This window comes from Sphaerisporangium rhizosphaerae (assembly GCF_042665155.1).
Lineage (GTDB): Bacteria > Actinomycetota > Actinomycetes > Streptosporangiales > Streptosporangiaceae > Sphaerisporangium > Sphaerisporangium rhizosphaerae.
Genome location: NZ_JBHTCG010000021.1, coordinates 62,266 through 86,949, shown reverse-complemented (window position 1 = coordinate 86,949; position 24,684 = coordinate 62,266). Strand labels below are relative to the sequence as shown.

Annotated in this window: 21 protein-coding genes; 15 read left to right on the top strand and 6 right to left on the bottom strand. The window is 73.0% G+C overall.

The window, feature by feature from the left end; translation table 11 throughout:
* Positions 1 to 426 precede the first annotated feature (426 nt).
* The 5 genes from ACFQSB_RS26600 (at position 427) to ACFQSB_RS26580 (ending at position 5,518) form a co-directional block, all read left to right on the top strand.
* Positions 427 to 600: a hypothetical protein gene (locus ACFQSB_RS26600; protein WP_354849880.1), complete on the top strand. Its 174-nt coding sequence runs from the start codon at positions 427 to 429 to the stop codon at positions 598 to 600.
* 163 nt (positions 601 to 763) lie between these two features.
* Positions 764 to 1,174, top strand: coding sequence for a hypothetical protein (locus ACFQSB_RS26595; protein WP_380829666.1), 411 nt, complete (start codon positions 764 to 766; stop codon positions 1,172 to 1,174).
* 33 nt (positions 1,175 to 1,207) lie between these two features.
* Positions 1,208 to 1,378 (top strand): hypothetical protein, encoded by a 171-nt coding sequence (locus ACFQSB_RS26590; protein ID WP_380829665.1) that lies wholly within the window; start codon positions 1,208 to 1,210, stop codon positions 1,376 to 1,378.
* Positions 1,379 to 1,397: 19 nt separating this feature from the next.
* Positions 1,398 to 2,249 carry a cupin-like domain-containing protein gene (locus ACFQSB_RS26585; protein ID WP_380829664.1) on the top strand — a complete coding sequence of 284 codons (852 nt, stop codon included), beginning with the start codon at positions 1,398 to 1,400 and terminating at the stop codon, positions 2,247 to 2,249.
* The gene (locus ACFQSB_RS26580; protein ID WP_380829663.1) at positions 2,192 to 5,518 is read left to right on the top strand and encodes a lantibiotic dehydratase; all 3,327 of its coding nucleotides are present in this window, start codon (positions 2,192 to 2,194) and stop codon (positions 5,516 to 5,518) included. The genes ACFQSB_RS26585 and ACFQSB_RS26580 overlap by 58 nt, the downstream gene beginning before the upstream one ends.
* Here the strand turns inward: ACFQSB_RS26580 and ACFQSB_RS26575 are convergent.
* A complete protein-coding gene (locus tag ACFQSB_RS26575; protein ID WP_380829662.1) occupies positions 5,466 to 6,122 on the bottom strand; it encodes a class I SAM-dependent methyltransferase in 657 nt (218 codons plus the stop codon). The two genes, ACFQSB_RS26580 and ACFQSB_RS26575, sit on opposite strands and share 53 nt — an antisense overlap.
* Positions 6,123 to 6,271: 149 nt before the next feature.
* Between ACFQSB_RS26575 and ACFQSB_RS26570 the strand changes: the two genes are divergently transcribed.
* From ACFQSB_RS26570 to ACFQSB_RS26550, 5 genes are read left to right on the top strand one after another with little or no spacing between them, the layout of a single operon-like run.
* On the top strand, positions 6,272 to 8,245 hold the full coding sequence (locus tag ACFQSB_RS26570; protein ID WP_380829661.1) for a B12-binding domain-containing radical SAM protein: 1,974 nt from the start codon (positions 6,272 to 6,274) through the stop codon (positions 8,243 to 8,245).
* Between the two features lie 59 nt (positions 8,246 to 8,304).
* Positions 8,305 to 8,496, top strand: a complete 192-nt coding sequence (locus ACFQSB_RS26565) for a hypothetical protein (RefSeq protein WP_354917548.1) — start codon at positions 8,305 to 8,307, stop codon at positions 8,494 to 8,496.
* Positions 8,493 to 10,007, top strand: a complete 1,515-nt coding sequence (locus ACFQSB_RS26560) for a polyprenyl synthetase family protein (protein ID WP_380829660.1) — start codon at positions 8,493 to 8,495, stop codon at positions 10,005 to 10,007. The genes ACFQSB_RS26565 and ACFQSB_RS26560 overlap by 4 nt, the downstream gene beginning before the upstream one ends.
* 10 nt (positions 10,008 to 10,017) lie before the next feature.
* Complete coding sequence (locus ACFQSB_RS26555; protein WP_380829659.1) at positions 10,018 to 12,087, top strand: prenyltransferase/squalene oxidase repeat-containing protein; 2,070 nt, start codon at positions 10,018 to 10,020, stop codon at positions 12,085 to 12,087.
* A complete protein-coding gene (locus tag ACFQSB_RS26550) occupies positions 12,087 to 12,359 on the top strand; it encodes an ester cyclase (protein WP_380829658.1) in 273 nt (90 codons plus the stop codon). Before ACFQSB_RS26555 ends, ACFQSB_RS26550 begins: the two co-directional genes overlap by 1 nt.
* 15 nt (positions 12,360 to 12,374) lie before the next feature.
* Here the strand turns inward: ACFQSB_RS26550 and ACFQSB_RS26545 are convergent, their stop codons facing one another.
* Together ACFQSB_RS26545 and ACFQSB_RS26540 are read right to left on the bottom strand one after the other, a co-directional pair.
* Entirely contained in the window at positions 12,375 to 13,175 is an 801-nt protein-coding gene (locus ACFQSB_RS26545) for an MBL fold metallo-hydrolase (protein WP_380829657.1), read from the bottom strand.
* Positions 13,176 to 13,411: 236 nt separating this feature from the next.
* On the bottom strand, positions 13,412 to 13,930 hold the full coding sequence (locus ACFQSB_RS26540; protein ID WP_380829656.1) for a winged helix-turn-helix transcriptional regulator: 519 nt from the start codon (positions 13,928 to 13,930) through the stop codon (positions 13,412 to 13,414).
* 79 nt (positions 13,931 to 14,009) lie between these two features.
* On the opposite strand from ACFQSB_RS26540, the gene ACFQSB_RS26535 reads away from it, so the two are divergent.
* Complete coding sequence (locus ACFQSB_RS26535; RefSeq protein ID WP_380829655.1) at positions 14,010 to 15,377, top strand: MFS transporter; 1,368 nt, start codon at positions 14,010 to 14,012, stop codon at positions 15,375 to 15,377.
* 10 nt (positions 15,378 to 15,387) lie between these two features.
* Here ACFQSB_RS26535 and ACFQSB_RS26530 read toward each other — a convergent pair whose 3' ends face one another.
* A complete protein-coding gene (locus ACFQSB_RS26530; protein WP_380829653.1) occupies positions 15,388 to 15,870 on the bottom strand; it encodes an Lrp/AsnC family transcriptional regulator in 483 nt (160 codons plus the stop codon).
* 99 nt (positions 15,871 to 15,969) lie between these two features.
* On the opposite strand from ACFQSB_RS26530, the gene ACFQSB_RS26525 reads away from it, so the two are divergent.
* The 4 genes from ACFQSB_RS26525 to ACFQSB_RS26510 are packed head-to-tail and all read left to right on the top strand — an operon-like array spanning position 15,970 to position 20,682.
* Positions 15,970 to 17,418 (top strand): amino acid permease, encoded by a 1,449-nt coding sequence (locus ACFQSB_RS26525; protein ID WP_380829652.1) that lies wholly within the window; start codon positions 15,970 to 15,972, stop codon positions 17,416 to 17,418.
* A 48-nt stretch (positions 17,419 to 17,466) separates the two neighbouring features.
* Positions 17,467 to 18,162, top strand: a complete 696-nt coding sequence (locus tag ACFQSB_RS26520; protein WP_380829651.1) for a TetR/AcrR family transcriptional regulator — start codon at positions 17,467 to 17,469, stop codon at positions 18,160 to 18,162.
* Complete coding sequence (locus tag ACFQSB_RS26515; RefSeq protein ID WP_380829650.1) at positions 18,155 to 19,075, top strand: ABC transporter ATP-binding protein; 921 nt, start codon at positions 18,155 to 18,157, stop codon at positions 19,073 to 19,075. Before ACFQSB_RS26520 ends, ACFQSB_RS26515 begins: the two co-directional genes overlap by 8 nt.
* The gene (locus ACFQSB_RS26510) at positions 19,072 to 20,682 is read left to right on the top strand and encodes an ABC transporter permease (RefSeq protein WP_380829649.1); all 1,611 of its coding nucleotides are present in this window, start codon (positions 19,072 to 19,074) and stop codon (positions 20,680 to 20,682) included. Before ACFQSB_RS26515 ends, ACFQSB_RS26510 begins: the two co-directional genes overlap by 4 nt.
* Before the next feature lie 50 nt (positions 20,683 to 20,732).
* Here ACFQSB_RS26510 and ACFQSB_RS26505 read toward each other — a convergent pair whose 3' ends face one another.
* Together ACFQSB_RS26505 and ACFQSB_RS26500 are read right to left on the bottom strand one after the other, a co-directional pair.
* Complete coding sequence (locus ACFQSB_RS26505) at positions 20,733 to 21,665, bottom strand: diacylglycerol/lipid kinase family protein (RefSeq protein ID WP_380829648.1); 933 nt, start codon at positions 21,663 to 21,665, stop codon at positions 20,733 to 20,735.
* A 130-nt stretch (positions 21,666 to 21,795) separates the two neighbouring features.
* Positions 21,796 to 24,654, bottom strand: coding sequence for a vitamin B12-dependent ribonucleotide reductase (locus ACFQSB_RS26500; protein WP_380829647.1), 2,859 nt, complete (start codon positions 24,652 to 24,654; stop codon positions 21,796 to 21,798).
* Positions 24,655 to 24,684: the final 30 nt, after the last annotated feature.

The following is a 24,684-nucleotide window of genomic DNA, read 5'->3' as shown; positions in this document are numbered from 1 at the left end:
ATTAGTTTGCCGACTATACGAACAAACGTCAACGCCATGGGCGCCGGTGGACGTCCCGTTGACAGCGCGGCGGACCCGTCCTTAGTTTGAGCACCGTACGAATTCACGGCGGCCCGCGACCGTAACCCGAGGAGAGGCCATCGACCGCCCGCGCGCCTCGCCGGGCGGGTGCAAGCGGGCGGCAACAGGATCGCAAGCGAGCGGAGGGATGGTTCTCCCAGACACTCGGCCTCCATTGGAGGGAGAACGCGATGAGACGCGTCAGGATCGCCCGGCCCCGCCCGGGACACCGTCCCGAGACGATGATCCCTCTCGATCTGCGCTCGCCTTCCGGGCGTCCGCTGCCATACTAGAGATCTTTACAATAGTCTTACGCCGACCTCTGTAGACATCTCATGTAACGAGATCATCACGCCGGGGGGCTAGATGAGAAGGCTGGCCGTGGTGCCCGCGTACGTTCCGCGGCACAAGGTGCGCGACATCGGTTCGGCGCACCGTCGAAAGCCCGCGAACGAGAGCAAGGTCGTCCACCTGCAGGCCTACACCGGCCGCAACGTGATCCGCTTCCCCCGCCCGGGCGGCGGCACCCCCGCCGCCTGACCGGCGTGCCCTCATCGTCCCGCTACGGGTATTCGCACGGGGTATTCGCACGGGGACGGAACGTGTCTATGCTGAGTGCCTGGAGCGCAGGGGGCCGGGGATTCGCGGGGGCCCGCCCACCGAGGCATGACGCGACGAGTCGCGAAGCACCAGGGAGGGCACCGTGATCGAGAACGACGAGTCACCGCCGGCCGCCTCCGCGGCGAACGCCCGCCGGGAGTTGCCGTTCACCGAGGGCTCGGTCTGGTCCATCCAGTTCGCCCAGACCAAGCCGGGCATGACCGCGGAATACCTGCGCAACCTGGGCGCCGGTTGGACACCGCTGATGGACGAGGCCAAGCGCGAGGGCCTGATCCTCGACTACCGCGTGCTGGTCGCTCCGCATGTCAATCGCGACGACTGGGATGTGATGCTCATGGTCGAGGTGCGGAACATGGCCGCCCTCGACGGATACCAGGAGAGGATGAACGACCTGGCCGGCCGGGTCAGCGCGGGGAACGCCAAGCAGGACTGCGGCCAGTTCCGCGACTTGCTCGGCATGAAGCTGGTCCGCGAGATCACCCTGAGGAAATAGGCGTCGTCGGCCGAGACCGGAGGAGTTCGCGTCATGGACGCAGCATCTGAGACGACCACCCCCAAGAAGAGACTGGCGCTCAAGCGGGAGACCGTGCGCGATCTCAACGACCCGATACTCACCACGCAGGGGTGGAGCCTGTGGACCTGCGAAGAGACCGCCGGCATGGGGCGGGGCGAAGGCGGGGGCGAGCAGGGCGGGTGAGCGCCGGAACCGGCCGCGGATGCGCCTGAGGCCGATCCCGCGCGTTTCCCGGGGAGACTTCCGGCCGGCGCGGCTGGCCGGCCGTCCCCTGGTGGTCCTGGACAACACGCCCGGCTGGCCCGCCTTCACCCGCTGGCACGAGGGATACCTGAGATCCGTGGCCGGCCACCGCGAGGTGGCCGTGCGCGAGACGAACGGGCCACCCCGCAACATCTTCCAGAACCTCGCCGAGGGCGGTCGCGTGCCGTTCGGCGACTACCTGGACTGGGTGGTCGAGACGGCGCGGGAGCTGGAAGGCATCGCCGGTCACTCCGGCGTCCGGGACATCACCCGCGCCGTCGCCGGCAGCGGATTCGACGTCTCCTACTACCTGGACGCGAAGCTGGGCCAGTTGTCGCGGACGCTCCTCGCGGACGCGCCGGCCCCCGGCTGGTACCGCTCCGCTCCAGTGGACACCAACCTGTGGCTGGGCGTCCTCGGCACCTCCTCCGGGCTCCACTGCGACGTGACGCCCAACTGCAACGTGCAGGTGATCGGCCGCAAGCACTTCATCCTCTTCCCGCCCTCGCAGTCGCGGCGGGTATATCGCATTCCACGCCTCACACATTGCCGGTTCGATCCCAACGACCCGGACTTCGACCGCTTCCCGCTCGCGCGCCGCGCGTCGGGCTGGCAGTGCACGCTTTCGCCGGGCGAGTCGCTGCACATCCCGGTCGGCTGGTACCACCAGGTCACGGTGGTGTCGTCCTGGGCGCTGAACGTCAACTTCTTCTGGCGACGGCCGTTCCCGCAGGGCATCGCGACGCCGCCGCTGTGGCGGTTCCTGCTGCGGCGAGGGTGGGCACGGGCGAGACGGCGGCGCGGGGAGTGAGGAGCGGGCGCGGGGAACCCGCCTGGGAGGCGTCGGGCTTCTTCGTGCTCCGCACGCCCAGTCTCCCGCTCGACGCGCTGCTCGCGCTCGGCGAGGGCCTCGAAGGCGCGGCCCACCCGCATGAGGAGGCACTGCTGGACCGCGACCGCGCCCGCGTCCTCGACAGGCTGCGCGCGCTGTGCCTGCGGCCCGACGTGCGCGAGGCGCTCATGGTCGCGTCCCCGTCGCTGGAGCGGCGGCTGGACGACTGGGCAGGCGCCCCGGACGGCGCGCCCCGCGCCGGGCACAGCCTCCTGCGCTACGTCGCCCGCATGGCGGGACGCGCCACCCCGTTCGGGCTCTTCGCCGGCTGCTCGGTCGGGGTCGTCGGCGACGAGACCCGGCTGCGCCTCCCGGGAGGGGAGACCTACCGGCGCCACACCAGCCTGGACGTCCGCTACCTCGACGCCGTGACAGAGGCCCTGCAATGTGATCCGGCCGTGCGGCGGCACCTCAGGTACAGGCCCAATTCCAGCCTGTACCGGGTGGCCGGGCGGCTGAGGTACACCGAGGCGCGGCCGGCCGGCACCGGGACGTCGTACCATCTGGTGGCCGTCGAGCCCTCCGCCCACCTGGACGCCGCGCTCGCGCGTGCGGCGGCGGGCGCGCTGCCCGGCGAGGTGGCCGACGCCGTCCGCGCCGCCGTCCCCGAAACCGGCCCCGATGAGGCGCTGGACTTCGTGGACGACCTGATCGGCGCCCAACTGCTGGTCTGCGAGCTGACCCCGGCGGTCTGCGGGCCGGAGCCGATCGACGAGGTCCTCGGAAGGCTGGCCGGCGCGGCCGGAGCGCGCGCGGCGCGGGCCCGCGCCGTCCTGGGCAGGGCGCGTGCGATGCTCGCCGGCCTCGACCGGTCGCCGCCCGGCGCCGCGCCGGCACGCTATCGCGAGGTATCCGAGGCGCTCGACGCGCTGCCGATCGGGCCCGTGACCCCCGTCGCCTTCCACGTGGACCTGACCAAGCCGGCCGCCGTGGCGCTGGGGCGCGAGGTGGCCGCCGAGATCGAGCGCGGCGTGCGCGTCCTGCATCGCGTCAGCGGCGTGGGCCGGCGCACCGACCCCCTGGAACGGTTCCGCGAGGCGTTCGACCGCCGGTACGGCGGGCGTGAGGTGCCGCTCTGCGAGGCCCTGGACGAGGAGATCGGCATCGGATTCCCCGCCGCAGAGGCGCCCGGCGCGGCGCCGGCACCGCTGCTGGACGGCCTGGCGTTCAGGCCTGCGCCGGACGTCGGCGCGGCGCATTTCGGCCGCCGGGACGCGCTGCTGCTGCGCTGGCTGTCCGAAGCGGGACGCACCGGAGCGACCGAGATCGCCTTGGGTGGGGAGGAGCTGCGCGCCTTGCGGGAGGCCGGCGAGGAGGCGGCCGTCATGCCCGACTCCTTCGGCGTGATGGCCACGATCCTCGCGACCGGTGAGGAGGCCGTGGCCGCGGGCCACTACCGGATCCTGTTGTCCGGCGCCGGCGGCCCGTCCGGAACGAACCTGATGGCCCGCTTCTGCCGCCGGGACGAGGAGCTGAGCCGCCACGTCCGGGCGCATCTGCGGGCCGAGGAGGCCCTGCGCCCCGACGCCGTCTTCGCGGAGGTCGCGCACCGCCCGCCGGGCAAGGTGGGCGACGTCCTGGTCCGGCCCCATCTCAGGGACCACGAGATCGTCTATCTCGGGCGTTCCGCCGAGCCCGGGCGCCGGATCGCGCTCACCGACCTCGTGGTCGCCGTCACCGGCGGGCGGGTGGTGCTGCGCTCCCGCTCGCTCGGCCGCGAGGTCCTCCCCCGGCTGGCGACGGCACACCGCACCGGCGGGGCCGGCAACCTCGGCGTGTACCGCTTCTTGTCCGCTCTGCGAGGGCAGGGCGTGACGAGCGGGCTGTCCTTCTCCTTCGGGGCGCTGGAGGACGCGCCGTACCTGCCGCGGGTCACCGCCGGCCGGCTGGTGCTGTCCCGGGCGCGCTGGAACCTGTCCGGCGGGCAACTGGCGGAGCTGGACGGGCCGACCGCGGCGGCGCGGTTCGCCGCCGTACAGCGGCTGCGCGCGCGCCTGCGCCTGCCGCGCTGGGTCGCCGTCGCCGACGGGGACCGGCGCCTGCCGATCGACCTGGACAACGCGCTGTTCACCGAGATGGCCGCCGGCCTGCTGCGCGGTCGCTCCTCGGTCCGGATCGAGGAGGTGTTCTTCGGCTCGGACGAGGTGCCGGTGACCGGGCCCGAGGGCCGGTTCGCGCATGAGCTCGTCGTGCCGTTCCTGCGCGTACGAGACCCGGCGACGTCCTCACGGCCGAGCCCGGCGGCGAGGCCGGCCCGTCGCGGCGTCCCGCTCGGCGGGGTGGGGTCGGTCAGGCGAAGCTTCCCTCCCGGGTCCGAATGGCTCTACGCCAAGCTGTACACCGGGCCCGCGAGCGCGGACGCGGTGCTCCGGCGCGTCGTGCGCCCGCTCGTGCGCGACGCGGTGTCCGGCGGCGCGGCCGACCGCTGGTTCTTCGTCAGGTACGCCGATCCGGACGCGCACCTGCGCCTGCGCCTGCACGGCGACCCCGCCCGCCTGACGGGCGAGGTGCTGCCCGCGTTGCTCGGCGGCTGCGCGGCCCTCCACGCCGAAGGCATTCTGTGGCGCACCCAGTTGGACACCTACGAACGCGAGGTCGAGCGGTACGGCGGCCCCGAGGGGATCGTCCTGGCCGAGCGGCTGTTCCACGCGGACAGCGACGCCGCGCTCGACGCGGTCGGGACGGTCCCGGGCGACGCGGACGCGCGCTGGCGGCTGACGCTGGCCGGTCTCGACCGGTTGCTCGGCGACCTCGGCCTGGACCTGACCGACCGGCTCGCCGTCGCCGGGGCGCTGCGCGACCGATTCGGCAGGGAGTTCCGGGTGGACGCCGCGTTCACGCACCGCCTCGGCGCGCGCTACCGCCGCGAGCGCGCGGCCCTTGAGACGCTCCTCGGGCCGGAGTCGCCCGCCGGCCCGCCGCCCTACGCGGCACGGTCTCGCGCGCTGGCCTCCGTGGCCGGCGACCTGGCGGCGTGCGCGGAGGCCGGCCGCCTCACCCGTCCGCTCACCGCGCTCGCCGGCGGCTTCCTCCACATGCACGCCAACCGGATGCTGCCCTCCGCCGCCCGAGCCCAGGAGCTGGTCCTGTACGACTTCCTCGGTCGCTGGTACCGGTCGCGGGCGGGGCGGCGGCTCAACGGGGCCGGCGCAGCAGCAGCGCGTCCGGCCGCCGGTGCTCCACGATGAATCCGGCGCCGAGGAACGGGCCGGCGTGGCGCGGGTTCAGGTAGACGACGTGGAATTCCCGGGGGGCGCGGTCGAGTGATTCGCGTATGCGGTCGACGACCGCGCGCATGGTGTCGGCGCCGAACGGGTTGAACAAGTACGCCACGGTGACCTCCGGGGGCACCTCGAAGGACGCGGCGTCGGCGCACGTGACCGACAACGCGCCCGGACGGCGGCGGCCGTATCTCGCGATGTTCGCGGTGGCGATCGCGCACAGTTCGGGTGATGATTCGACCCCGATCGCCGTGCCGAAGCCGTGTTCGGCGGCGAGCATGAGCGCCCGGCCCTTTCCCGCGCCGAAATCCACCAGGGCGCGGCCGTCCGCGGCGAACCCGGCATGCCGCAGGATCTCCGCGAAGAGCAGCGGATTGGTGCCCTCGTGCGCGGTGGCGCGGCCGGGCGGTTCCATCGAGGTGTCCGTCCCGTGCCGCAGGTCGAACAGCACTTCGTACAGGGCCAGCCGGGCCGTGCGGGCGACGCCGCGTCCGCGGCGCGCGGCCGCGAAGGAACGCGCGATCATCCACGCCTGACCCGCGAGCCGGCGGATCATTGTGCGCCTTCCCATGGCCGTCCTGAATATCATTTCACCGGCATTTCCACAAATCATCTCAATCCACCCAGAACGGATTGGCATGATCGACGCCGAAAAGGCCCTGGACGGAAACAAAAGACGTCTCTAGACTCTGGGAATCTGCACTATCAGCGGGGGTGCGCATGCGCATCGCGCTTGTGACCTGTTTCAATGCCGACTGGCACCACGGCAAGGTGCCCTCACCCTATGTGCCCCTCAATCTGCTCACTTTGGCGGCGCACGTGCGCGCGGCCGGGCACGAGCCCATCGTCGTGGACCAGACGCTCGCGCTTTTCGACGGCACGGCGACCGACGGCCCCGGTTTCCACCGGGACGTCGCCGGCTTCATCGCGGGCTTGAACCCGGACGTCGTCGGATTCACCACGATGTGCAATTCCTATCCGCAAACGCTGGCATTGGCCGGAGAATGCCATGATCTCCTGCCGGAATCGAAGATCGTCCTCGGCGGGCCCCAGGCGAGCGTCGTGGACGTGGCCACGCTGACGGAGTTCCCCTCGATCGACGCCGTCGTGCGCAACGAAGCCGACGTCTCCCTCAGCGCCATGCTCGGCGAGCTGTCCGGCGACGGCGACCTGGGCCGCGTCCCCGGGGTGACGTGGCGGCGGTCCGACGGCACGGTCGTGCGCAACCCCGGCGCGCCGCTGCTCCAAGACCTGGACGAGCTGCCCTACCCCGCGTACGACCTCTACCCTTTCGACCAGATCAGAGTGGGTCTGGCGCCCGTCGAGGCGGGGCGGGGCTGTCCCTACGGTTGCACGTTCTGTTCCACCAACGTCTATTTCAACCGGCGGCACCGCATCAAGTCGCCCGAGCGGCTGGTCGCGGAGATGCGGTTCCTGCACCAGGCCCACGGGTTCTCCCGGTTCGATCTCGTGCACGACATGCTCACCGTCGACCGCCGCTGGGTGCGGCGGTTCTGTGAGGTGCTCCGCGAGGGCGGCGAGGGGTACTCCTGGGGGTGCAGCGCGCGCACCGACAGGGTGGACGACGCGTTGCTGTCGGAGATGGCGGACGCGGGGTGCATGGGGGTCTTCTTCGGCGTCGAGACCGGCGCCCAGCCGTTGCAGCCCTCCATCAAGAAGCGCCTGGACGTCTCCCGTGTCCTTCCCGTCATCTCTTCCTGCGTCGACAACGGCATCTCCCCCACCGCGTCGTTCATCACAGGGTTCCCCGACGAGACGGTGACCGACGCGCTGGACTCCTTCGAGCTCGCGCTGGACGTTCTGGAGCTGTCGCCCAAGACCTCGGCGCAGATGCACCTGCTGGCCCCGCTCACCGGCAGCCCGTTGCACGCCCAGCACCAGGACGACCTGCGGTTCGACGGGCACAGCTCGGACATCTCACTCTTCCTGCTGAACGAGGCCGAGATCACGCTCGTCCGCCGCCACCCGGCCATCTTCGGAAACTTCTACTTCATCCCCACCCCCCACCTCGACCGAGAGCTGGCCAAGGCGGTCTCCGCCGCCACCTACACCTGCCCTCTGCTGTTCATCGCCTTACGGCACGCCGGCGCCGACCCGCGCCGCGTCCTGACCGGATGGACCGCGTGGCAGCGCCGCACCCTTTCCGGCGAGCAACGCGCGCAGGACTATTTCCTGTACCGTTTCGTGCTCGACCTGTGCGCCTACGTCAGGGCCGAACTGCTGCCCGAGCTGATCGACCGGGCCCCGTATCTCCCCGACCTCGTCGAGTACTTCGAGGTGCGTTACGCCCTCCAGCGCGGGCTCATCCCGCGGCCCACGGTCTTCCGCCGGTTCGACTGGGACGTGCGGGCGCTCAGCGAGTCGTTGCGCGGCGCCGGCGGCCCGCCCGACGCCAGGCCCGGCGCGCACGACCTGTTGTTCGTCGACCTGAAACTCATGCGGCAGCGCGGTTACGTCTTCCTGGAAGCGAGCGTGCCACGGACGCCGAACCCGCTCGTGCGGGCCGGCGACGTCCTGGAGATCCGCGACATCGCACGGCAGCTCGTCAGCCGGCCCCAGCTCGTCATCCGCAACCTCTCACAGCAGACGGGCTTCACCACCAGACACCACCTGGAGGAGCGGCATCTCAGGGCGATGGGGCTCATCCCGGCGCAGGCCCCGAGCCCCGTGTAGCCAGGCGCCGATCACGCGGAGCCGGGCCGCAGCCGAACACCAGACCGGAGGAAAACGCGATGGACACCCCCGAGACGACCACGCCCTTCGACGAACTGCCCTTCGAGAAGCTGCCGTTCGACGAGCTGCCGCTCGAAGAACTGCCGATAGAGGACCTCGGGCTCGTGGAGCTCGAGTCGCGCATGGAGGCGGAAGGGGAAGCGGGCGGCGTCGTCACCGTGGTCACGCAGATCGTCACGGCGCAGTGGTGACCGGTCGCCGGCCCGGGAACAACCCGGGCGCGGCGCCCGTCAAGCAGGAGACGCACGTCGGCTGGCAGGGTGACAACGTCCTGGTGAACGACGCCCGCCGCCCGATCACGCGCCGGCTCCGGCGAGCGCTGAGCGTGGACGGCCTGCCCGCCGCCGGCGCCCCGCCCTCGGAACGTCGCATCGCGGCCGGCGTCGACACGCGCGGCTTCTCCACCTACCCGCTGCTGTTCTACGGCGCCTTCCCGAACGTCTCGCTCGCGGAGCTGCGCGCCCTGTGCACCTGCGGATCCCTCCTTTTCGATCACGTGCTGTGCCTGGACCAGTTGTGCGACCGCCCATCGCCGGACGATTCCGGGACGCTGCTGCTGAGCACCGCGCTGTACCGGGAGGCGCTCGGCATGCTGCACGAGCTGTTCCCCGCCGGCAGCCGCTTCTGGACCTGCTTCGACCGCAACTACGAGCACTTCAGCCGGGCCATGCTCGCCGAGGGGGCACGCCATCGCGACCTGGTCACCCCCTACCCGCCGGACGACCTGGAGATGATCTACTCGGGGAAGTCGGCGGTCGCCAAGAGCTGCCTGGCCGCGCTCGCCGCACTCGACGGGAACCAGCAGGTCATCGAGACCCTGGAGGCGTCGCACGACCTGTTCTACATCGGTTTCCAACTGGCCGACGACCTGGACGACTGGCGCGCGGACTACGAACGCCGCATGTACACCTATCCGCTGACGCGCGCCTTCCTGTCCGCCGGCTGGCGGGACCGCGTCGAGTCGGGCGCCAGGCCGAGCGCCGAAGAGGTCGGCGACCTGCTCGCGCGCTCGGGCGCGGCCGAGGAGACGCGGGCGCTCGCCCTCCGCTATCTGGCGCGGGCGCAGGCCGCCGCGTCCGGTCTGGAGGTGGACGGCTGGTCGGGGGCGATCAGGAACGCCCACCGGCGGATCAGCGAGATGCGCTTCGACGGGACACGGACCGCCGAAGCGGACGGCCGGCCCGCGGTCGAACCGGCGCCCGAAGACGGGGTCCGGATGCGCTGGAGCGGCGGGCGTGCGGCCGACGCCCCGATCGCCCGCACCTGGTATCCCTGGCTCGCCCCCGCGAGGGAGCCCCGTGTCACCGACGAGGACATCCTGCGCGAGCAGGCGGGAATCCTGGCCGAGGGCCAGGGCGTCCAATCCCTGAGCGAGGCGCTTTACGACGTCGGCCGGGCCGTCCACGCCTCACTGCGCGCCTTCCCCGGACGCGGCCTCGAAGCGCATCTCGGCGTGTCGGCGGCGGAACTGGCCTGGCTCCGGCGCCACGACGCCTGGCTCGACGGATTGCTGGCCGACGGCCTCGATGAGCCGCCAGAACTGTGGACGCCCGCCGAGCGGAGTTCGGGATGGGCGCCCCCCGCCGTAGGCCGGTATCTCGGCTACCGGCTGATCTCCGACTGCTCCGGGGAACCGGCGGCGGCCGCGGTCCCCTCCATGGACGCCGTCTTCCGGCACCACCGCATCCGGTCGATCGCCTGAGGGGCCCGGGATGACGTTGCTCATGGTCGAGACGCGGCGCGCCGACGAGAGGTTCGGCGCGCTCTGGTCGGCCTGGCAGCGCGAGCAGGGCCGGCCCGGTGCCTTCGGGCGCCGCGGCGCCGAGGCGCTGTTCGACCACTTCCCCTTCCTGCTGTGGGAGCACTTCCCGGCGGTCACGCTGGGGGTCGCGCGCCGCATCGGCCTGGCCGCCCGGGCGCACGGCATGGCCTCCGCGCTGCGGGACGCCTGCGCGCGCGGCGAAGACGAGACCTCCGGCGCCGGGAGCGCCCGCGCCTGGCTGCACGAACTCGCGCGGCGGCAGCTCGAGCCGCTCATCCCGCCGGGCGACCCGTACTGGCGGCTGCTCGCGGACGGCCCCGAATCCGCGGTGCTCCCTGCCTGGAGCCGCCTGCCGCACGCGACGGCAGCGGCCTTCGCCGCCTGCGGCGGCGACCCGGAGAGCCTGCCGCCGGTCCAGGAGTCACAGACGCACCTCTACGCCGGCCTGGTGCTCTACCGCGACTGCGTGCGGTGGAAGCGGGACTTCCTAGGCGGCCACCGCTCGGAGGTCGTCGCCCGCGTACTGGACGCGCTCGGCACACCCGCGTTCGGCACGCTCCCCAGCTTGCCCGGAGCCGGAGCGCTCCCGGCCGCGCCCCAAGCCGAAGCGCTTCCGGCCGCGCCCGGAGCCGGGGAACGCGAGGCGCGACTGACCGCCGCCGCCCGCGCCTTCCACTACGGCGGCATCGCCGAGCGCGCGCTGGACGCGGCGACCGAGCACCTCGCCCGTTCGATGGCCGCCGTCACCGACCTGCCCCCGGTCTCGTGGGCCGCCATGCTCGCCCGCCTACACGGCGAGGTGCTCCGGCTCCGCTCCGACCTCGCCGAGACGCGCGCCCGTCACCTCGCCGCGGCACGCGGCCACACCACCGGTCCCCCGCGCCCCCGGACCGCCGCGCGCCTGGCCGACATGAGCGAGAAGGCGGTCCGCGCCGCCGTCGCCCACATGAGCGGGGAGCAGTACGCGGACGGCCACTGGGGCGACTTCCTGGTGCTGACCCAGCAGAGCACGTCCTGGGCGACCGGCTACGTCGGCTGGAACCTGGCCCGGGCCGGCGTCGGTGGACCCGTCCTGGACGCGGCCGCGCGATGGCTGGTCGAGAACCGCTCGCCCGGCGGAGCCTGGGGGTACAACGGCCACTGGCCCTGGGACATCGACTCCACCGCGAACGCACTGCTGTTCCTGGTCGACCGCCCCGGCGTCGACCGGGCGCTGCTGGAACCGGCGCTGGACCACCTGCTCGCCTCCCAGGCCCCCGATGGCGGCTTCACCACGGTCGACGACCTGGACGCCTGGCTCGTCCGGTTCCGCGCGCCGACCGACGACGCCCCGGGGTGGACGGCGGCGCATCCCTGCGTCACCGCGATGGTGGCGCTGCTGCTGAGCCGCGTCGACGGCGACCGGGCGAAGACGGCGGCGGAGGCGGCGCTGACCTTCCTGCAGCGCGGCCAGCGTCCCGCGGGGTACTGGGACGCCTACTGGTGGGTGGGCGGGCTGTACACGACATGCCGCGCGGTCCAGGCGCTGTGCGCCGCCGGACGAGAGCTGCCGGGCACCGGCAGGACGCTGACCCGCGCGGCCGAATGGCTGCTGCGGAGCCGGCGGGCCGACGGCGGATGGTCCGGAGGCCACCGGGAGGGCAGCGGCGCGTTCCAGACCGCGCTCGCCGTGCAGGCCCTGTGCGCGCTGCTGGACGACCACCACGACCGCGACCACCACGACCGCGACGCCCTCGAACGCGCCGTGGCGGGCGGCGTCCGGTGGCTCGCCGAGCACCAGCTCCCGGACGGGAGCTGGCAGGCCGAGCCCATCCTGCGCGTTCCCCGGCCGGCCGTCGTCGAACCGTGGCGAGGCGTCACCTGGACCGAGTCGATCCTCGGCCTCGACATCGTCGTGCCCGACTGGCGCCGCCTGTTCACCGGCGCGGCGGCCGTGCACGCGCTGCGTCAAGCCGCCGGCCCAGAGAGCGGCCCGGAGAGCCGGCCCACACGAAAGCACGCGTTGAAAGGAGAAAGGTGATGTCAGAGCAGGCGACGCCGAAGAATCTCCCGGTGCGCATCCGCGCCACGGGCCCGGAGGAGGTGCGGCGGCTGACCGCCATGATCCGCCAGGCGCTCCCCGACGCCACGTTCTCCGTCCAGGAGCGGGTGGAGGACGACAAGGGGTCGGTCGCGGTCGTGGTGACGGCCCGCGGCACGCACACCGGCCAGGTGGGGAACTACGCGCCGACCGGCGAGCCGGCGACGGTCGTCATCGTCTCCAGCCTCGCGACCCGCCCGAGAGCCGAGTAGCGCCCGGAGCGCGGGTCAGGGTGCGAGGGGGCGGGCCAGGGCGTCGGAGGTGAAGGGCTCGGGATACGGCGAGCGGGCCAGCGCCTCGGCGCGGGTCAGCTCGCCCGCGGCGACGGCCCGGCACAGCCGGGCGACCTCGGCGAGCTCGTCCCGCTGCCGGGCGACGAACGCCGCGTCCACCGGCTCGCCGTGCCCGGGGACCACCGTGCGCGGCGCGAGCTCCAGCAGCCGGTCGAGCGCGGAGGGCCAGGCCTGCGGGAAGGCGTCCTCGAACGCCGGGGGCGCGCCCTGCTCGACCAGGTCGCCGGCGAACACCACGCCGCTGTCGGGCACGTGGACCACCAGGTCGTGACCGGTGTGCCCGGGGCCGGGACCCGCCAGCCGCACCACTCGGCCGCCCAGGTCGAGCTCGGTCGCCGTCCCGGCCGCGTGATCGGGAAGGACGATGCGCGCGGCGGACAGACGTCCGGCCGCCTCGGGGTCGCCTTCCTTGTGGTAGTGCTCCACCCAGGCCGAGCGTTGCCTCTCGCCGGTCGCGACCAGGTCGGCGCGGCAGCCGGGGTGCGCCCAGACCGCGCACTGTCCGAAGGCCGCCGTGCCGAAACAGTGGTCGAAGTGGGCGTGGGTGAGCGCGACCGACCACGGCAGGCCGGTCAGCTCGCGCACGGCCGCCGCGAAGGCCGCTCCCTGCGCCTCGTCGGCGCCGGTGTCGACCACCAGGCAGGCGCGGTCGCCCGCCACCAGGCCGAGGGTGAGGTCGAGCTCGTCATGGCGCCGCGCCCAGGCCCGGTCACCGACCTCGACCCACCGCCCCATCCGTGCCCTCCGCCCTCGACTACCGGCCCAGTCTAACGAGCGGGACACGGGGACGACGGCGGCGAGCCCACGGCCGGACGCGGGACCACGATGGGGTCGCGCCCGCGGCACGACCCGCGCCCACGCCGCGCCGCAGGTTCGGGCGTCCTGGCATTCCACGTGCTCGCGTGCACGGCGTGGGTACGGCGGGCACGGCCCCAGGCGTTCGGATGTGCCCGGCCGCGGGATCGGCGGGGTCAGGGAAGGGGGGTGAGCATGCGGTGGGGGATGCGCATCGCCACGGTGACGGGGTCTTCCCGGTCGTTCGGCAGGCCGGGGCCGGGGCGCACTTCGACCTGGTCGGGCTCGGTGTGCGCGCCGCACGCGGTGCACGCGGCGTACCGGTCGAGCGGCGCGTCACAGGGCTGGTGGAAGAACAGCCGCCACGGCTCGTTGGTGACGGCGTGCCGCTCGCCCCATCGGCCCAGCATGTAGACCGGCGGCCACAGCTCGCGGCCCGCGGCGGTGATCACGTACTCCTCGCGCGCGGGCGAGTCCTGGTAGCGCCGCTTGGTCAGCACCCCCGCCTCCACCAGCGTGTGCAGCCGCTGCGACAGCACGGCGCGGGGGATGTCCAGGTGGGCGAGGAAGTCGCCGTAGCGGCGCACGCCGTAGAGCGCGTCGCGCACGACCAGGAGGGTCCAGCGCTCGCCGAGCAGTTCCAGCGCCTTGGCCAGCGCGCAGTTCTGCCCGTCGTAGTTCTTGCCCAATGCCATGCCACCATCTTAGTTCATTGAACGAACCGAGCCGTGTTACTGTCGGTTCATTCATTGAACTAATGGGAAGGCCCCCGCCGTGTCCCTCACTGCCGTCACCGCGCCTCCGCGGTCAGGCAAGACGCCGCGTACGACGCTCGCCGTGGCGTGCGCCGCTCCCCTGCTGGCGCTGCTGAACTACACCGTGCCGATGGTCACGCTGCCCGAGACCGCCCAGGCCCTCGGCGCCGGGCCCACCGGCCCGGCCTGGATCCTCAACGCCGTCTCCCTGGGCCTTGCCGCGCTGCTGCTGGTGGCCGGGGCCATCGCCGACGACCACGGACGCAGGCGGACCTTCGTCGCCGGCACGGCCACGCTCGCCGCCGGGGGCGTCGTCGCCGCGCTCGCCCCCACCACACTGGTGTTCGTCCTGGCCCGCCTGGTGCAGGGAGGCGCGAGCGCGGCCCTGCTCGCCGCCAGCCTCGGCATCATCGGGCACGCCTTCCCCGCCGGGCACGACCGCGTGCGTGCCACCGGCCTCTACGGGGCGATGCTCGGGCTCGGCGTCGCGCTCGGCCCACTGGTGTCCGGGGTGCTCGCCACGGCGGCGAGCTGGCGCGGCGTCTACTGGACGGTCGCGCTGTCCGCCGCCGTGCTGGCGGTGGTGGCCCACCGGTCGCTGCCGGAGTCGCGCGCCGCCGAGCCGCGGCGGGTCGACGTCCCGGGTGTCGTCACGCTGAGCCTCGGCCTGGCCGCGCTGATCGCCGGGGTCATCGAAGGACGGCTCGGCTGGGGCAGGCCCGTCGTGCTGTGGGCCTTCGCCGCGGCCGTCGTGCTGCTTGCCGCCTTCGCCGTCATCGAGACCCGCCGCCGCGAGCCGATGCTCGACATGGGCCTGTTCCGCCGGCCGCCGTTCCTGGTGGCCACCGGCGGCGCGCTCGTCACCGGTTTCGCGCTGATCGGGCTGATGAGCTACCTGCCCACCGTGCTCCAGGTCACCCGGGGCATGACGCCGCTCGGCAGCGCCGCGCTGTTCAGCATCTGGTCGGGCCTGTCGTTCGTCGCCGCCCTGCAGGCCCGCAGGTTCCTCCCGCACGCCAGGGCCAGGCTCGCGCTCGGCCTTGCCTTGTCGGGCGTGGGCACGCCGGTGCTGCTCGGACTGGTCACCGGCTGGTCCTGGTGGAAGGTCGTGCTCGGCCTGGCCGTGTCGGGCGTCGGCAGCGGCCTGGTCAACGCCGCTCTCACCCACCTGGCGATCGAGAGCGTGCCGCAGCACCGGGTGAGCATGGGCTCGGGCGCCAACAACACCGCCCGCTACGTCGGGTCGTCGCTGGGCGTGGCGATGATCGCGGCCATCGTCGGCGGCCACGGACCGGCCGGGGGCATCGACATCGGCATCGCCGTCTGCTCCGCCCTGATGCTGCTCACCGCCCTCGCCGTGGCGCTGGTGCGCACCCACCGGGCGTGACGCCGGGCGCTCAGTCGAGCGCCGTCGGGTCGGGAAGCCTGCTCAGGACCGTGTTGTGCAGGCGCTGGAAGACCATCGAGGTGCGAAAGCTCACGATCTCCTTGCGCTTGCTCAGCCGGTCGAGCAGGAACGCGTGCAGGTGGTCCAGATCTTGGGCCGTGACGTGCAGCAGGAAGTCGTCGCCCCCGGAGAGCACGAAGACGCTGAGCACCTCGGGCAGCCCGCCGACCGACTCCTTGAACGCCGTGATGACCGTGCGGCTCAGCGGGCGCACCTGCACCGACACCATCGCCTGGACGCCCCGGTTGAGCGCCCCGAGCTCGATGTCGGCGTGGTAGCCGCGGATCACCCCGCGCCTGGTGAGCGAGCGCACCCGTTCGAGGCAGGTCGAGGGGGCGACGCCGAGCTGACGGGCCAGCTCACGGTTGGACTGCCGAGCGTCCGCCTGGAGCAGGCGGACTATCTCCGAATCAAGTTCGTCCACGGGCGGCATTCTGCCACCACTTCCGGCCGGACGTTCGATCGAGAGGCTCGCTGAACGGCCGTATGGCTAGCTTCGACGGTGTTCACCGACCGTCTGAAGGGATCCGCCATGCGACCTCCGACGAAGGCACCCCGTGGGACGTGCGACGGTCCCGCCGCCTTCCGCCAGCCGACGTGTGACCTCACCGGCCCTCCCCGGGTGGCCTCCGGCGATTCCCCCGGCTCCCGCCCTGGGACGCGCGAAAACCCCGCCGGCTCTCCCCCGGCTCCGGCCGCGCCACCCCGTACCACCGCACCCCGTACCGCCGCGCCGCGTGCGGGCGGGCACCGGCTGGGCCTCGGGCAGGGCACCGCGCTGCTGGTGGGCGCCGTGCTCGGGCCCGGCGTCCTGGCGCTGCCGCGCCTCGCGGCCGACGCGGCCGGCCCCGCCTCGGTCCTCGCGTGGGCCGGCCTGCTCGCGCTCAGCGTGCCCGTCGCCCTCACCTTCGCCGTGCTCGGCGCGCGCTTCCCCGGCGGCGGAGGCGTGGCGGCGTTCGCCGCGCGCGCGTTCGGCCCGGCGGCCTCCGTCGTCGTGGGCTGGTGGTTCTACTTCTCCATCCCGATCGGCGTGCTGGCCGGCGCCCTCATCGGCGCGCAGTACGTCGGGGAGGTGCTCGGCCTCGGCTCCGGCGGCACGCCCGCGGTCGCGGTCATGCTGCTGACGGCCGCGTTCGCCGCCAACCATGCGGGGCTACGGGTGTCGGGACGGCTGCAACTGGTCCTCACCTGCCTGCTGGCGCTGCTGCTGGTCGTCGCGGTGCTGGTGGCCGCGCCGCACATCCGCGCGGCCGGCTTCACGCCCTTCGCCCCGCACGGCTGGGCGGGGGTCGGCCACGCGGCGGGCGTGCTGTTCTTCGCCTTCGTGGGCTGGGAGGCGGCGAGCCACCTGTCCGGCGACTTCGCCGACCCGCGCCGCGACCTTCCCCGCGCCACGGCGCTCACGCTCCTAGTCGCGGGCGTGCTGTACCTGGCCCTGGCCGTGACGACGGTGGGCGTGCTGGGCGCCGGAGCGGCCACGGCCGCCGTGCCGCTCGCGGCGTTGCTCGGGCACGGCCTCGGCCCCGCCGCGGGCCCGGCCGCCGCGGCGGCGGCCGTCCTGTTGTCCTTCGGGGCCGTCAACACCTACATCGCCGGCGCGGCCCGGCTCGGCGTGACGCTGGCCCGGGAGGGCGCGCTGCCGCGGCGTCTGGCGACGGGCGCGGCGGCCGGCCGCGGCCTCGCGCTGCCCGCCGTCCTGACGGCGGGGTCGGCGGCGATCACCGTGGCCTTCGCGCTGGACCTGGACACGCTCATGCGCGTCACCTCCGCCTGCCTGGCGGCGGTGACCTTCGCGGGCTGCGCCGCCGCGACCCGCCTGCTGAGCGGCCGCGGACGGTGGACGGCGGCGGTCGCGACGGTGTTCACCGTCGTCGTCCTGCTGTCCTGTGGCGCCTACCTCGCGGTCCCGGCCTGCCTGGCGGCCGTCGCGGCGCTGACCCGGCCAGGGGGGCGATGGACGACCGGCTATACGCGTGTGTAGTCTCATGCACAAGCGAATAGGAAACTGCACCGAGAGATAGGAGAAGGCGTGACGGCGACCGGGCCGGACCATGAGGACCTGACCGCACGGGCCCGCATCCGCGAGGCGGCGCTGCGCCAGTTCGGGGAGCACGGGCTCGAACGGGCGACGATCCGGGGGATCGCCGCCGAGGCGGGCGTGTCCCCGGGGCTGGTGCGCCACCACTACGGCTCCAAACAGGGGCTGCGTGAGGCGTGTGACGACCACCTGGTCAAGATGGTCCGCCGGCTCAACGACCTGGCCAAGGACGACGTCTCCCACGGCCAGATGGGCAGCGTGGCCGCCTCCCGCGCCGCGCTGAAGCCCTACCAGCGCTACATGGCCCGCGCCCTGTCCGAAGGGGCCGCCGCGGCGCTGTTCGACGAGATGGTCCGCCTGTCGGAGGAATGGCTCGCCGAGATCGACGCCAGACGGCCCGACCCTCCCAAGGTCGACCGCAAGGTCCGGGCCACGCTCGGCACCGCGATGGCGCTGGCGATCCCCGTCCTCTACGAGCACGTCTCCCGGGGGATGGGCGTGGACATGTTCAGCCCGGAAGGCGACCGGCTGCTCTCCCTGGCCATGGTCGACATCTATTCGCACCCCCTGATCAGCCCGGAGGAGGCCGCCGTCTACAACGACGCCCTCGACCGCACTCCCCTCCGGGCCACCCCAGCCGAGCGCGAAGGCGCGCCCGGCCGAGATGAGGAGCACCACGATGACTGACGCCATCTCGGCGTCCGGGCTCGTCAAGACCTTCGGGCCGACGCGGGCGCTGGACGGCCTCGACCTCACCGTCCGCACCGGTGAGGTGCACGGCTTCCTCGGGCCGAACGGCGCGGGGAAGAGCACCACGATCCGCGTCCTGCTCGGCATGATGCGCGCGGACGCGGGCACCGCGCGACTGCTCGGCGGCGACCCGTGGGCCGAGGCGACCGAGTTGCACCGCAGGCTGGCCTACGTGCCGGGGGACGTCACGCTGTGGCCCCAGCTGTCCGGCGGCGAGGTCATCGACCTGCTCGGCCGCATGCGCGGCGGGCTGAACAAGCAGCGCCGGGCCGAGCTTCTGGAGCGCTTCGACCTCGACCCCCGCAAGAAGGGGCGCGCCTACTCCAAGGGCAACCGGCAGAAGGTCGCCCTGGTCGCCGCGCTGGCCTCCGACGTGGAGCTGCTGCTGCTCGACGAGCCGACCTCCGGGCTCGACCCGCTGATGGAGGAGGTGTTCCGGGACGCCATCCGCGAGGAGAAGCGCCGGGGCGACCGCACCGTGCTGCTGTCCAGCCACATCCTGGCCGAGGTCGAGGCGCTGTGCGACCGGCTCACCATCATCCGCGACGGCCGCGCCGTCGAGACCGGCACGCTGGACGACCTGCGCCACCTCACCCGCACCACCATCGACGCCGAGCTGACCGCCCCGGCCGACGGGCTGGCCGCCCTGCCCGGCGTGCACGACCTGCGCGCCGGCGAGGGCCGGGTGCGCTTCGACGTCGAGGCCGCCGCGCTCGAGCCGGTCCTGCGCGAGCTGGCCGCCGCCGGGGTGCGAAGCCTCGTCAGCCGCCCCCCGACGCTGGAGGAGCTGTTCCTGCGGCACTACGACAGGTCCGGCGCGGCGGCGGCCGCGGAGAAGGTGTCGCGATGAGAGAGCTGACGGGCGTGGGCGGGCTGATCCGCCTCATCCTGCGCCGCGACCGGGTGCTCACCCCGCTGTGGGTGCTGTTCGTCGGCCTGGTGCCGGTCTCCTACGTGGCCGCCATCGACGGCCTGTTCCCGACGGAGGCCGGGCGGCGGGCGTACGCGGCGGCCAGCGGGCACAACGGCGGGTTCGTCGCCCTGTACGGCCCGCTGCACGGTTCGAGCCTCGGCGAGCTCGTCGCCTGGCGGGCGGGCTTCATTCCCATCGTGATCGGGCTGTTCAGCATCCTGACCGTCATCCGGCACACCCGCACCGAGGAGGAGGCCGGCCGCCGCGAGCTGCTCGGCTCGACCGTGATGGGCCGGCACGCCGGACTGGCCGCCGCACTGGCCGTCACCATGGCCGCCGACTTGGTCCTCGGCGCGATCCTCGCGGGCGGCCTGGTCGGCCAGGGCCTGCCCGCCACCGGGTCGTGGGCGCTCGGACTCGGTTTCGCCGCCTGCGGGTGGGTCTACGCCGCGGTCGCCGCCGTGGCCGCGCAGCTGACCGGCGGCGCCGGCGGCGCGCGGGGCATCGCCATCGGCCTGCTCGGCGCCACCTTCGTCCTGCGTGTCACCGGCGACCTGAGCGGCCTGTCCAGCGACGGCACGCTCACGTGGGCCTCCTGGCTGTCGCCGATCGGCTGGGCGCACCGCGTGCGCCCGTACGCGGGCGAAGCCTGGTGGCCTCTGGCCCTGGCGGCCGGCGTCGCCGCGCTGCTGGTCGCCGTGGCCGTCGCGCTGTCGGCGCGGCGCGACATCGGTGCCGGCCTGCTGCCCCAGCGCCTCGGCCCCGCCTCGGCGGGGGCGGGCCTGCGCTCGCCGCTCGGCCTGGCCTGGCGCCTGCACCGCTCCCTGCTGGCCGGCTGGACCGCGGGGTTCCTCGCGCTCGGCGTCGTGCTCGGCTACCTGGCCGCGGGCATCGGCGACCTGGTGCGGGACGCCCCCGCGATGAGCGACATCATGATCCGCATCGGCGGGGTCCGCGGGCTGGTCGACAGCTACTTCTCCGGCCTGGTGGCACTGTTCGGGCTGCTCGCGGCCGGGTACGCCATCCAGGCCACGCTCAGGGCGCGCGAGGAGGAGTCCTCCGGGCGGGCCGAGCCGGTGCTGGGCACCGCCGTGGGCCGGGTGCGGTGGGCCGCCGGCCATCTGGCCTTCTCGCTGCTCGGCCCGGCCGTGGCGCTGGCCGCCGCCGGGCTGGCCATGGGGCTGACCCACGGGCTCAACACCGGCGACGTCGGCCGCGAGCTGCCCCGGGTGCTCGGGGCCGCCATGGTGCAGCTCCCGGCGGTGTGGGTCCTCGGCGCGGTCGCGGTGCTGCTGTTCGGCCTGCTGCCCCGCCTCGCGGCGGTCAGCTGGGGAGCGCTGGCGATCTGCCTGCTGATCGGGCTGGTCGGCCCGGCCCTGCGGGTGGACGAACGACTGCTGGAGGTCTCGCCGTTCACCCACCTGCCGCGGCTTCCCGGGGGCCCGATGAACGTGACGCCGCTGCTGTGGCTCGCCGTCGTGGCCGCGGTGCTGGCCGGGGCCGGCCTCGCCGCCCTGCGCCGCCGCGACATCCCCGCCGCCTGAGCGCGCAGAGAGGGCCGGCCCGCGACGGGACCGGCCCTCTTCGCCGTCGGTCACGCCTGGGCGGCGTCCTGGTCGCCTCCGGCGCCGGCGCCGACCGGTTCACGGACGGCGGGGACGCAGACCGTGAGCGCGTCCGGCGCGATGGAGGCCTTCAGCTCGGTGACCTCCTCACGGTCGCCGCCGTCCAGCTCGTACATCAGCGGGGCGCCGAAGGTGGCGCTGACCTTCCTGGCCCGGGTGATGCGCACGAAGGGCGACTCGTCGGAGCGGCCGGCGGTCATCTGGCCGAGCACCCGCGCCCACTGGATCGGCCCCTTGGCGGTGGAGACGCCCACCTCCAGCCATCCGTCGTCGGGACGGGCGTCGTCGAACGCCTCGATGCCGCCGGTGATCGTGCCGACGTTGCCGAGCAGCAGGCAGCTCGCGTCGCCCTCGAACCACGTCGTGCCGTCGATCTTGATGGTCATCGGCACCAGCGGCCCGCCGACGTGCCGCACGGCGGCGCTGATGTAGGCCAGGCGGCCGAGCCGGCCCTTGGCGTCCCGGTCGGAGTCGGCCATGATCTTGGCCTCGAACCCGGCGCCCGCCATGACCGCGAAGTGCTCCCCGTTGAGCACGCCGAGGTCCAGCTTCCGGTGCTCGCCGTGGAAGCCGATGCGCACGGCCTCCGGAAGGTCGATCGGGATGCCCATCTCGGTGGCGAACAGGTTGCCCGTCCCGGCGGGCAGGATCGCCATCGGCACCTCCGACCCGGCCATCACGTCGGCGCAGCGCTGCACCATGCCGTCGCCGCCCCACACGAACACCAGATCGGCCCCTTCCTTCAGGGCCTTGCGCACCTTCTTGGGCGCCTTCTTGCTCTTGGGCACCTCGTACCAGAGCAACTCGCCGACGTCCTGCTCGGTGATGAGCACGCGGAGCCGGTCCAGGCCCGCACCGAGCGTCTTCTTCCGATGAGCGATGACCGCGACCGTTGGAGACATGGTTTCCGACTACCCACCAGGGGCGGCTTATGCCCGCCGGACACCCGGGAGGGGAGCCGGTACGGGCCGGGGTTCCCCTGGTGCACGCCGGTGGGCGGCTCTACGGCCGCCCACCGGCGTCACGACCCGGTCAGCTGCAGCCGCTGGTGCTGCCGCAGCCCTCGCAGACGTAGCAGCTTCCGGCCGGGCGCATGTTGGTGCCGCAGGTCAGGCACAGCGGCGCGTCCGCCGTGCGGCCCTGGTGGCTCTCGAGCGCCGCCGTGCCGTTGGCCCGGCTCGCCGGAGCCGCGGGCGCCTGCGCCGCCTCGGCCACCGGCCCGGCGGCCTCCGGCCTGTCCTCGATCGGCGCCGACTGCGCGAGCGCGGCGGTGTCGATGATGACCTCCTGGACCGCGGCCGGGTCCTCGCCGCGCTGCTGCGCCGCGCGCTCGGCCGCCGAGAACACCCCGAGGGCCGCCCGCTCCTCGTAGGGCAGGTGGTCCAGCGCCAGGCGGCGGAAGATGTAGTCGACCACCGAGGCCGCCATGCGCACGTCCGGGTCGTCGGTCATGCCCGCCGGCTCGAAGCGCATATTGATGAACTTGCTGACATAGGTGTCCAGCGGGACCCCGTACTGCAGGCCCACCGAGATCGCCACCGAGAAGGCGTCCATGACGCCCGCGAGGGTCGAGCCCTGCTTGGACATCTTCAGGAAGACCTCGCCGAGGCCGTCGTCGGGGTAGGACGAGGCGGTCATGTAGCCCTTGGCGCCGCCGACCGTGAAGCGGGTGGTGCTGCTCGGCCGCTGGTTGGGCAGGCGGCGGCGCTTGGGCTTGGGCACCTCGATGATCTGCACGACCGGCTCGGCGGCCTTCTCGGTGACCTTCTCGTCGGCCTTCTTGGCGATCGACAGCGGCTGGCCGACCTTGCAGTTGTCCCGGTAGACCGCCAGGGCTTTCAGGCCGAGCCTCCAGCCCTCCAGGTAGACCTGCTCGATGTCCTCGACCGTGGCCGACTCGGGCAGGTTGACGGTCTTGGAGATCGCGCCCGACAGGAACGGCTGGGTGGCCGCCATCATGCGGACGTGCCCCATGGGGGCGATGGCCCGCTCGCCCATGGCGCAGTCGAACACCTCGTAGTGCTCGGGCTTGAGCCCGGGGGCGTCCATGACGTGGCCGTGCTCGGCGATGTACTCGACGATGGCCTCGGCCTGCTCGGGCTGGTAGCCGAGCTGCTTGAGCGCGCGCGGGATGGTCTGGTTGACGATCTGCATCGAGCCGCCGCCGACGAGCTTCTTGAACTTCACCAGCGCCAGGTCCGGCTCGATGCCGGTGGTGTCGCAGTCCATCATCAGGCCGATGGTGCCGGTCGGGGCGAGCAGCGACGCCTGGGCGTTGCGGTAGCCGTTCTTCTCGCCCAGGCGCAGGCACTCCTGCCACTGCTTGGTCGCCTCGGCGAGAATCGGCCGGTCGAGGGCGTCCATGGCGCGAAGCGCGTCGCTCGCGGCGGCGTGCTTGCGCATGACCCGCTTGTGCGGCTCGGCGTTGCGCTGGTAGCCGTCGTAGGGGCCGACGATCGCGGCCAGCTCGGCGCTGCGGCGGTAGGACGCGCCGGTCATCAGGCTGGTGATGGCCCCGGCGACCGCCCGGCCGCCCTCGGAGTCGTAGGCGTGGCCGGTGGCCATCAGCAGCGCGCCGAGGTTGGCGTAGCCGATGCCGAGCTGGCGGTAGGCCCGCGTGGTCTCGGCGATCTTCTCGGTCGGGAAGTCGGCGAAGGTGATCGAGATGTCCATCGCCGTGATGATGAGCTCGGTCAGCTTGACGAACCGGTCGACGTCGAAGGTGTCGTCCTCGCGCAGGAACTTCAGCAGGTTGATGCTGGCCAGGTTGCACGAGGAGTTGTCCAGGTGGACGTACTCCGAGCAGGGGTTGGAGGCAGTGATGCGGCCGGTCTCGGGACAGGTGTGCCAGTCGTTGATGGTGTCGTCGTACTGCACGCCCGGGTCGGCGCACTCCCAGGCGGCCTGGGCCATCTTGCGGAACAGCCCCTTGGCGTCGATCTCCTCGATGACCTCGCCGCTCAGCCGGGCCCGCAGCCCGAACCGGCCGCCCGCCTCGACCGAGCGCATGAACTCGTCGGAGACCCGGACGGAGTTGTTGGCGTTCTGGTACTGGACCGAGACGATGTCCTTGCCGCCGAGGTCCATGTCGAAGCCGGCGTCGCGCAGCGCGCGGATCTTGTCCTCCTCGCGCGCCTTGGTCTCGATGAACTCCTCGATGTCGGGGTGGTCGACGTCCAGCACGACCATCTTGGCCGCCCGGCGGGTCGCGCCGCCGGACTTGATGGTGCCCGCCGAGGCGTCGGCGCCGCGCATGAACGACACCGGGCCGCTGGCCGTGCCGCCGCTGGACAGCAGCTCCTTGCTGGAGCGGATGCGGGAGAGGTTGACCCCCGAGCCGGACCCGCCCTTGAAGATCACCCCCTCCTCCTTGTACCACTCCAGGATCGACTCCATCTGGTCGTCGACCGACAGGATGAAACAAGCCGACACCTGCTGCGGAGAGGCGGTGCCGACGTTGAACCAGACGGGGGAGTTGAAGCTGAACACCTGGTGGATCAGGGCGTGCTTGAGCTCGTGATCGAAGATCTCGGCGTCCTCGTCGGAGGCGAAGTAGCCGTTCTCGCGGCCGGTGCGGGTGTAGACCCCGACGACGCGGTCGACGAGCTGCCGCAGGCTCGTCTCGCGCTGCGGGGTGCCGACGGCGCCGCGGAAGTACTTGGTGGTGACGATGTTGGCCGCGTTGACCGACCAGGAGTCGGGGAACTCGACGCCCCGCTGCTCGAAGTTGATCGAGCCGTCCCGCCAGTTGGTCATGACGACGTCGCGGCGCTCCCAGCGCACCTGGTCGTACGGATGCACGCCGGGAGTGGTGTAGACGCGCTTGATCTTCAGGCCCTTGTGGGGCCGCTTGCCCCCGCGCCCCACTGAGCCGCTCACCGTCTCCGTCATGCTCTCCCCCTTCCGGGGCTCCGAGGAGCC

What these genes read in the sequence shown, in the direction of transcription:
- ACFQSB_RS26500 (WP_380829647.1), bottom strand. Translation starts at nt 24,654, where the DNA reads ATGACGGAGACGGTGAGCGGCTCAGTGGGGCGCGGGGGCAAGCGGCCC.
- ACFQSB_RS26600 (WP_354849880.1), top strand. Translation starts at nt 427, where the DNA reads ATGAGAAGGCTGGCCGTGGTGCCCGCGTACGTTCCGCGGCACAAGGTG.
- ACFQSB_RS26525 (WP_380829652.1), top strand. Translation starts at nt 15,970, where the DNA reads ATGCGACCTCCGACGAAGGCACCCCGTGGGACGTGCGACGGTCCCGCC.
- ACFQSB_RS26575 (WP_380829662.1), bottom strand. Translation starts at nt 6,122, where the DNA reads ATGGGAAGGCGCACAATGATCCGCCGGCTCGCGGGTCAGGCGTGGATG.
- ACFQSB_RS26570 (WP_380829661.1), top strand. Translation starts at nt 6,272, where the DNA reads ATGCGCATCGCGCTTGTGACCTGTTTCAATGCCGACTGGCACCACGGC.
- ACFQSB_RS26540 (WP_380829656.1), bottom strand. Translation starts at nt 13,930, where the DNA reads ATGGCATTGGGCAAGAACTACGACGGGCAGAACTGCGCGCTGGCCAAG.
- ACFQSB_RS26555 (WP_380829659.1), top strand. Translation starts at nt 10,018, where the DNA reads ATGACGTTGCTCATGGTCGAGACGCGGCGCGCCGACGAGAGGTTCGGC.
- ACFQSB_RS26515 (WP_380829650.1), top strand. Translation starts at nt 18,155, where the DNA reads ATGACTGACGCCATCTCGGCGTCCGGGCTCGTCAAGACCTTCGGGCCG.
- ACFQSB_RS26590 (WP_380829665.1), top strand. Translation starts at nt 1,208, where the DNA reads ATGGACGCAGCATCTGAGACGACCACCCCCAAGAAGAGACTGGCGCTC.
- ACFQSB_RS26565 (WP_354917548.1), top strand. Translation starts at nt 8,305, where the DNA reads ATGGACACCCCCGAGACGACCACGCCCTTCGACGAACTGCCCTTCGAG.
- ACFQSB_RS26530 (WP_380829653.1), bottom strand. Translation starts at nt 15,870, where the DNA reads ATGCCGCCCGTGGACGAACTTGATTCGGAGATAGTCCGCCTGCTCCAG.
- ACFQSB_RS26545 (WP_380829657.1), bottom strand. Translation starts at nt 13,175, where the DNA reads ATGGGGCGGTGGGTCGAGGTCGGTGACCGGGCCTGGGCGCGGCGCCAT.
- ACFQSB_RS26510 (WP_380829649.1), top strand. Translation starts at nt 19,072, where the DNA reads ATGAGAGAGCTGACGGGCGTGGGCGGGCTGATCCGCCTCATCCTGCGC.
- ACFQSB_RS26505 (WP_380829648.1), bottom strand. Translation starts at nt 21,665, where the DNA reads ATGTCTCCAACGGTCGCGGTCATCGCTCATCGGAAGAAGACGCTCGGT.
- ACFQSB_RS26585 (WP_380829664.1), top strand. Translation starts at nt 1,398, where the DNA reads ATGCGCCTGAGGCCGATCCCGCGCGTTTCCCGGGGAGACTTCCGGCCG.
- ACFQSB_RS26550 (WP_380829658.1), top strand. Translation starts at nt 12,087, where the DNA reads ATGTCAGAGCAGGCGACGCCGAAGAATCTCCCGGTGCGCATCCGCGCC.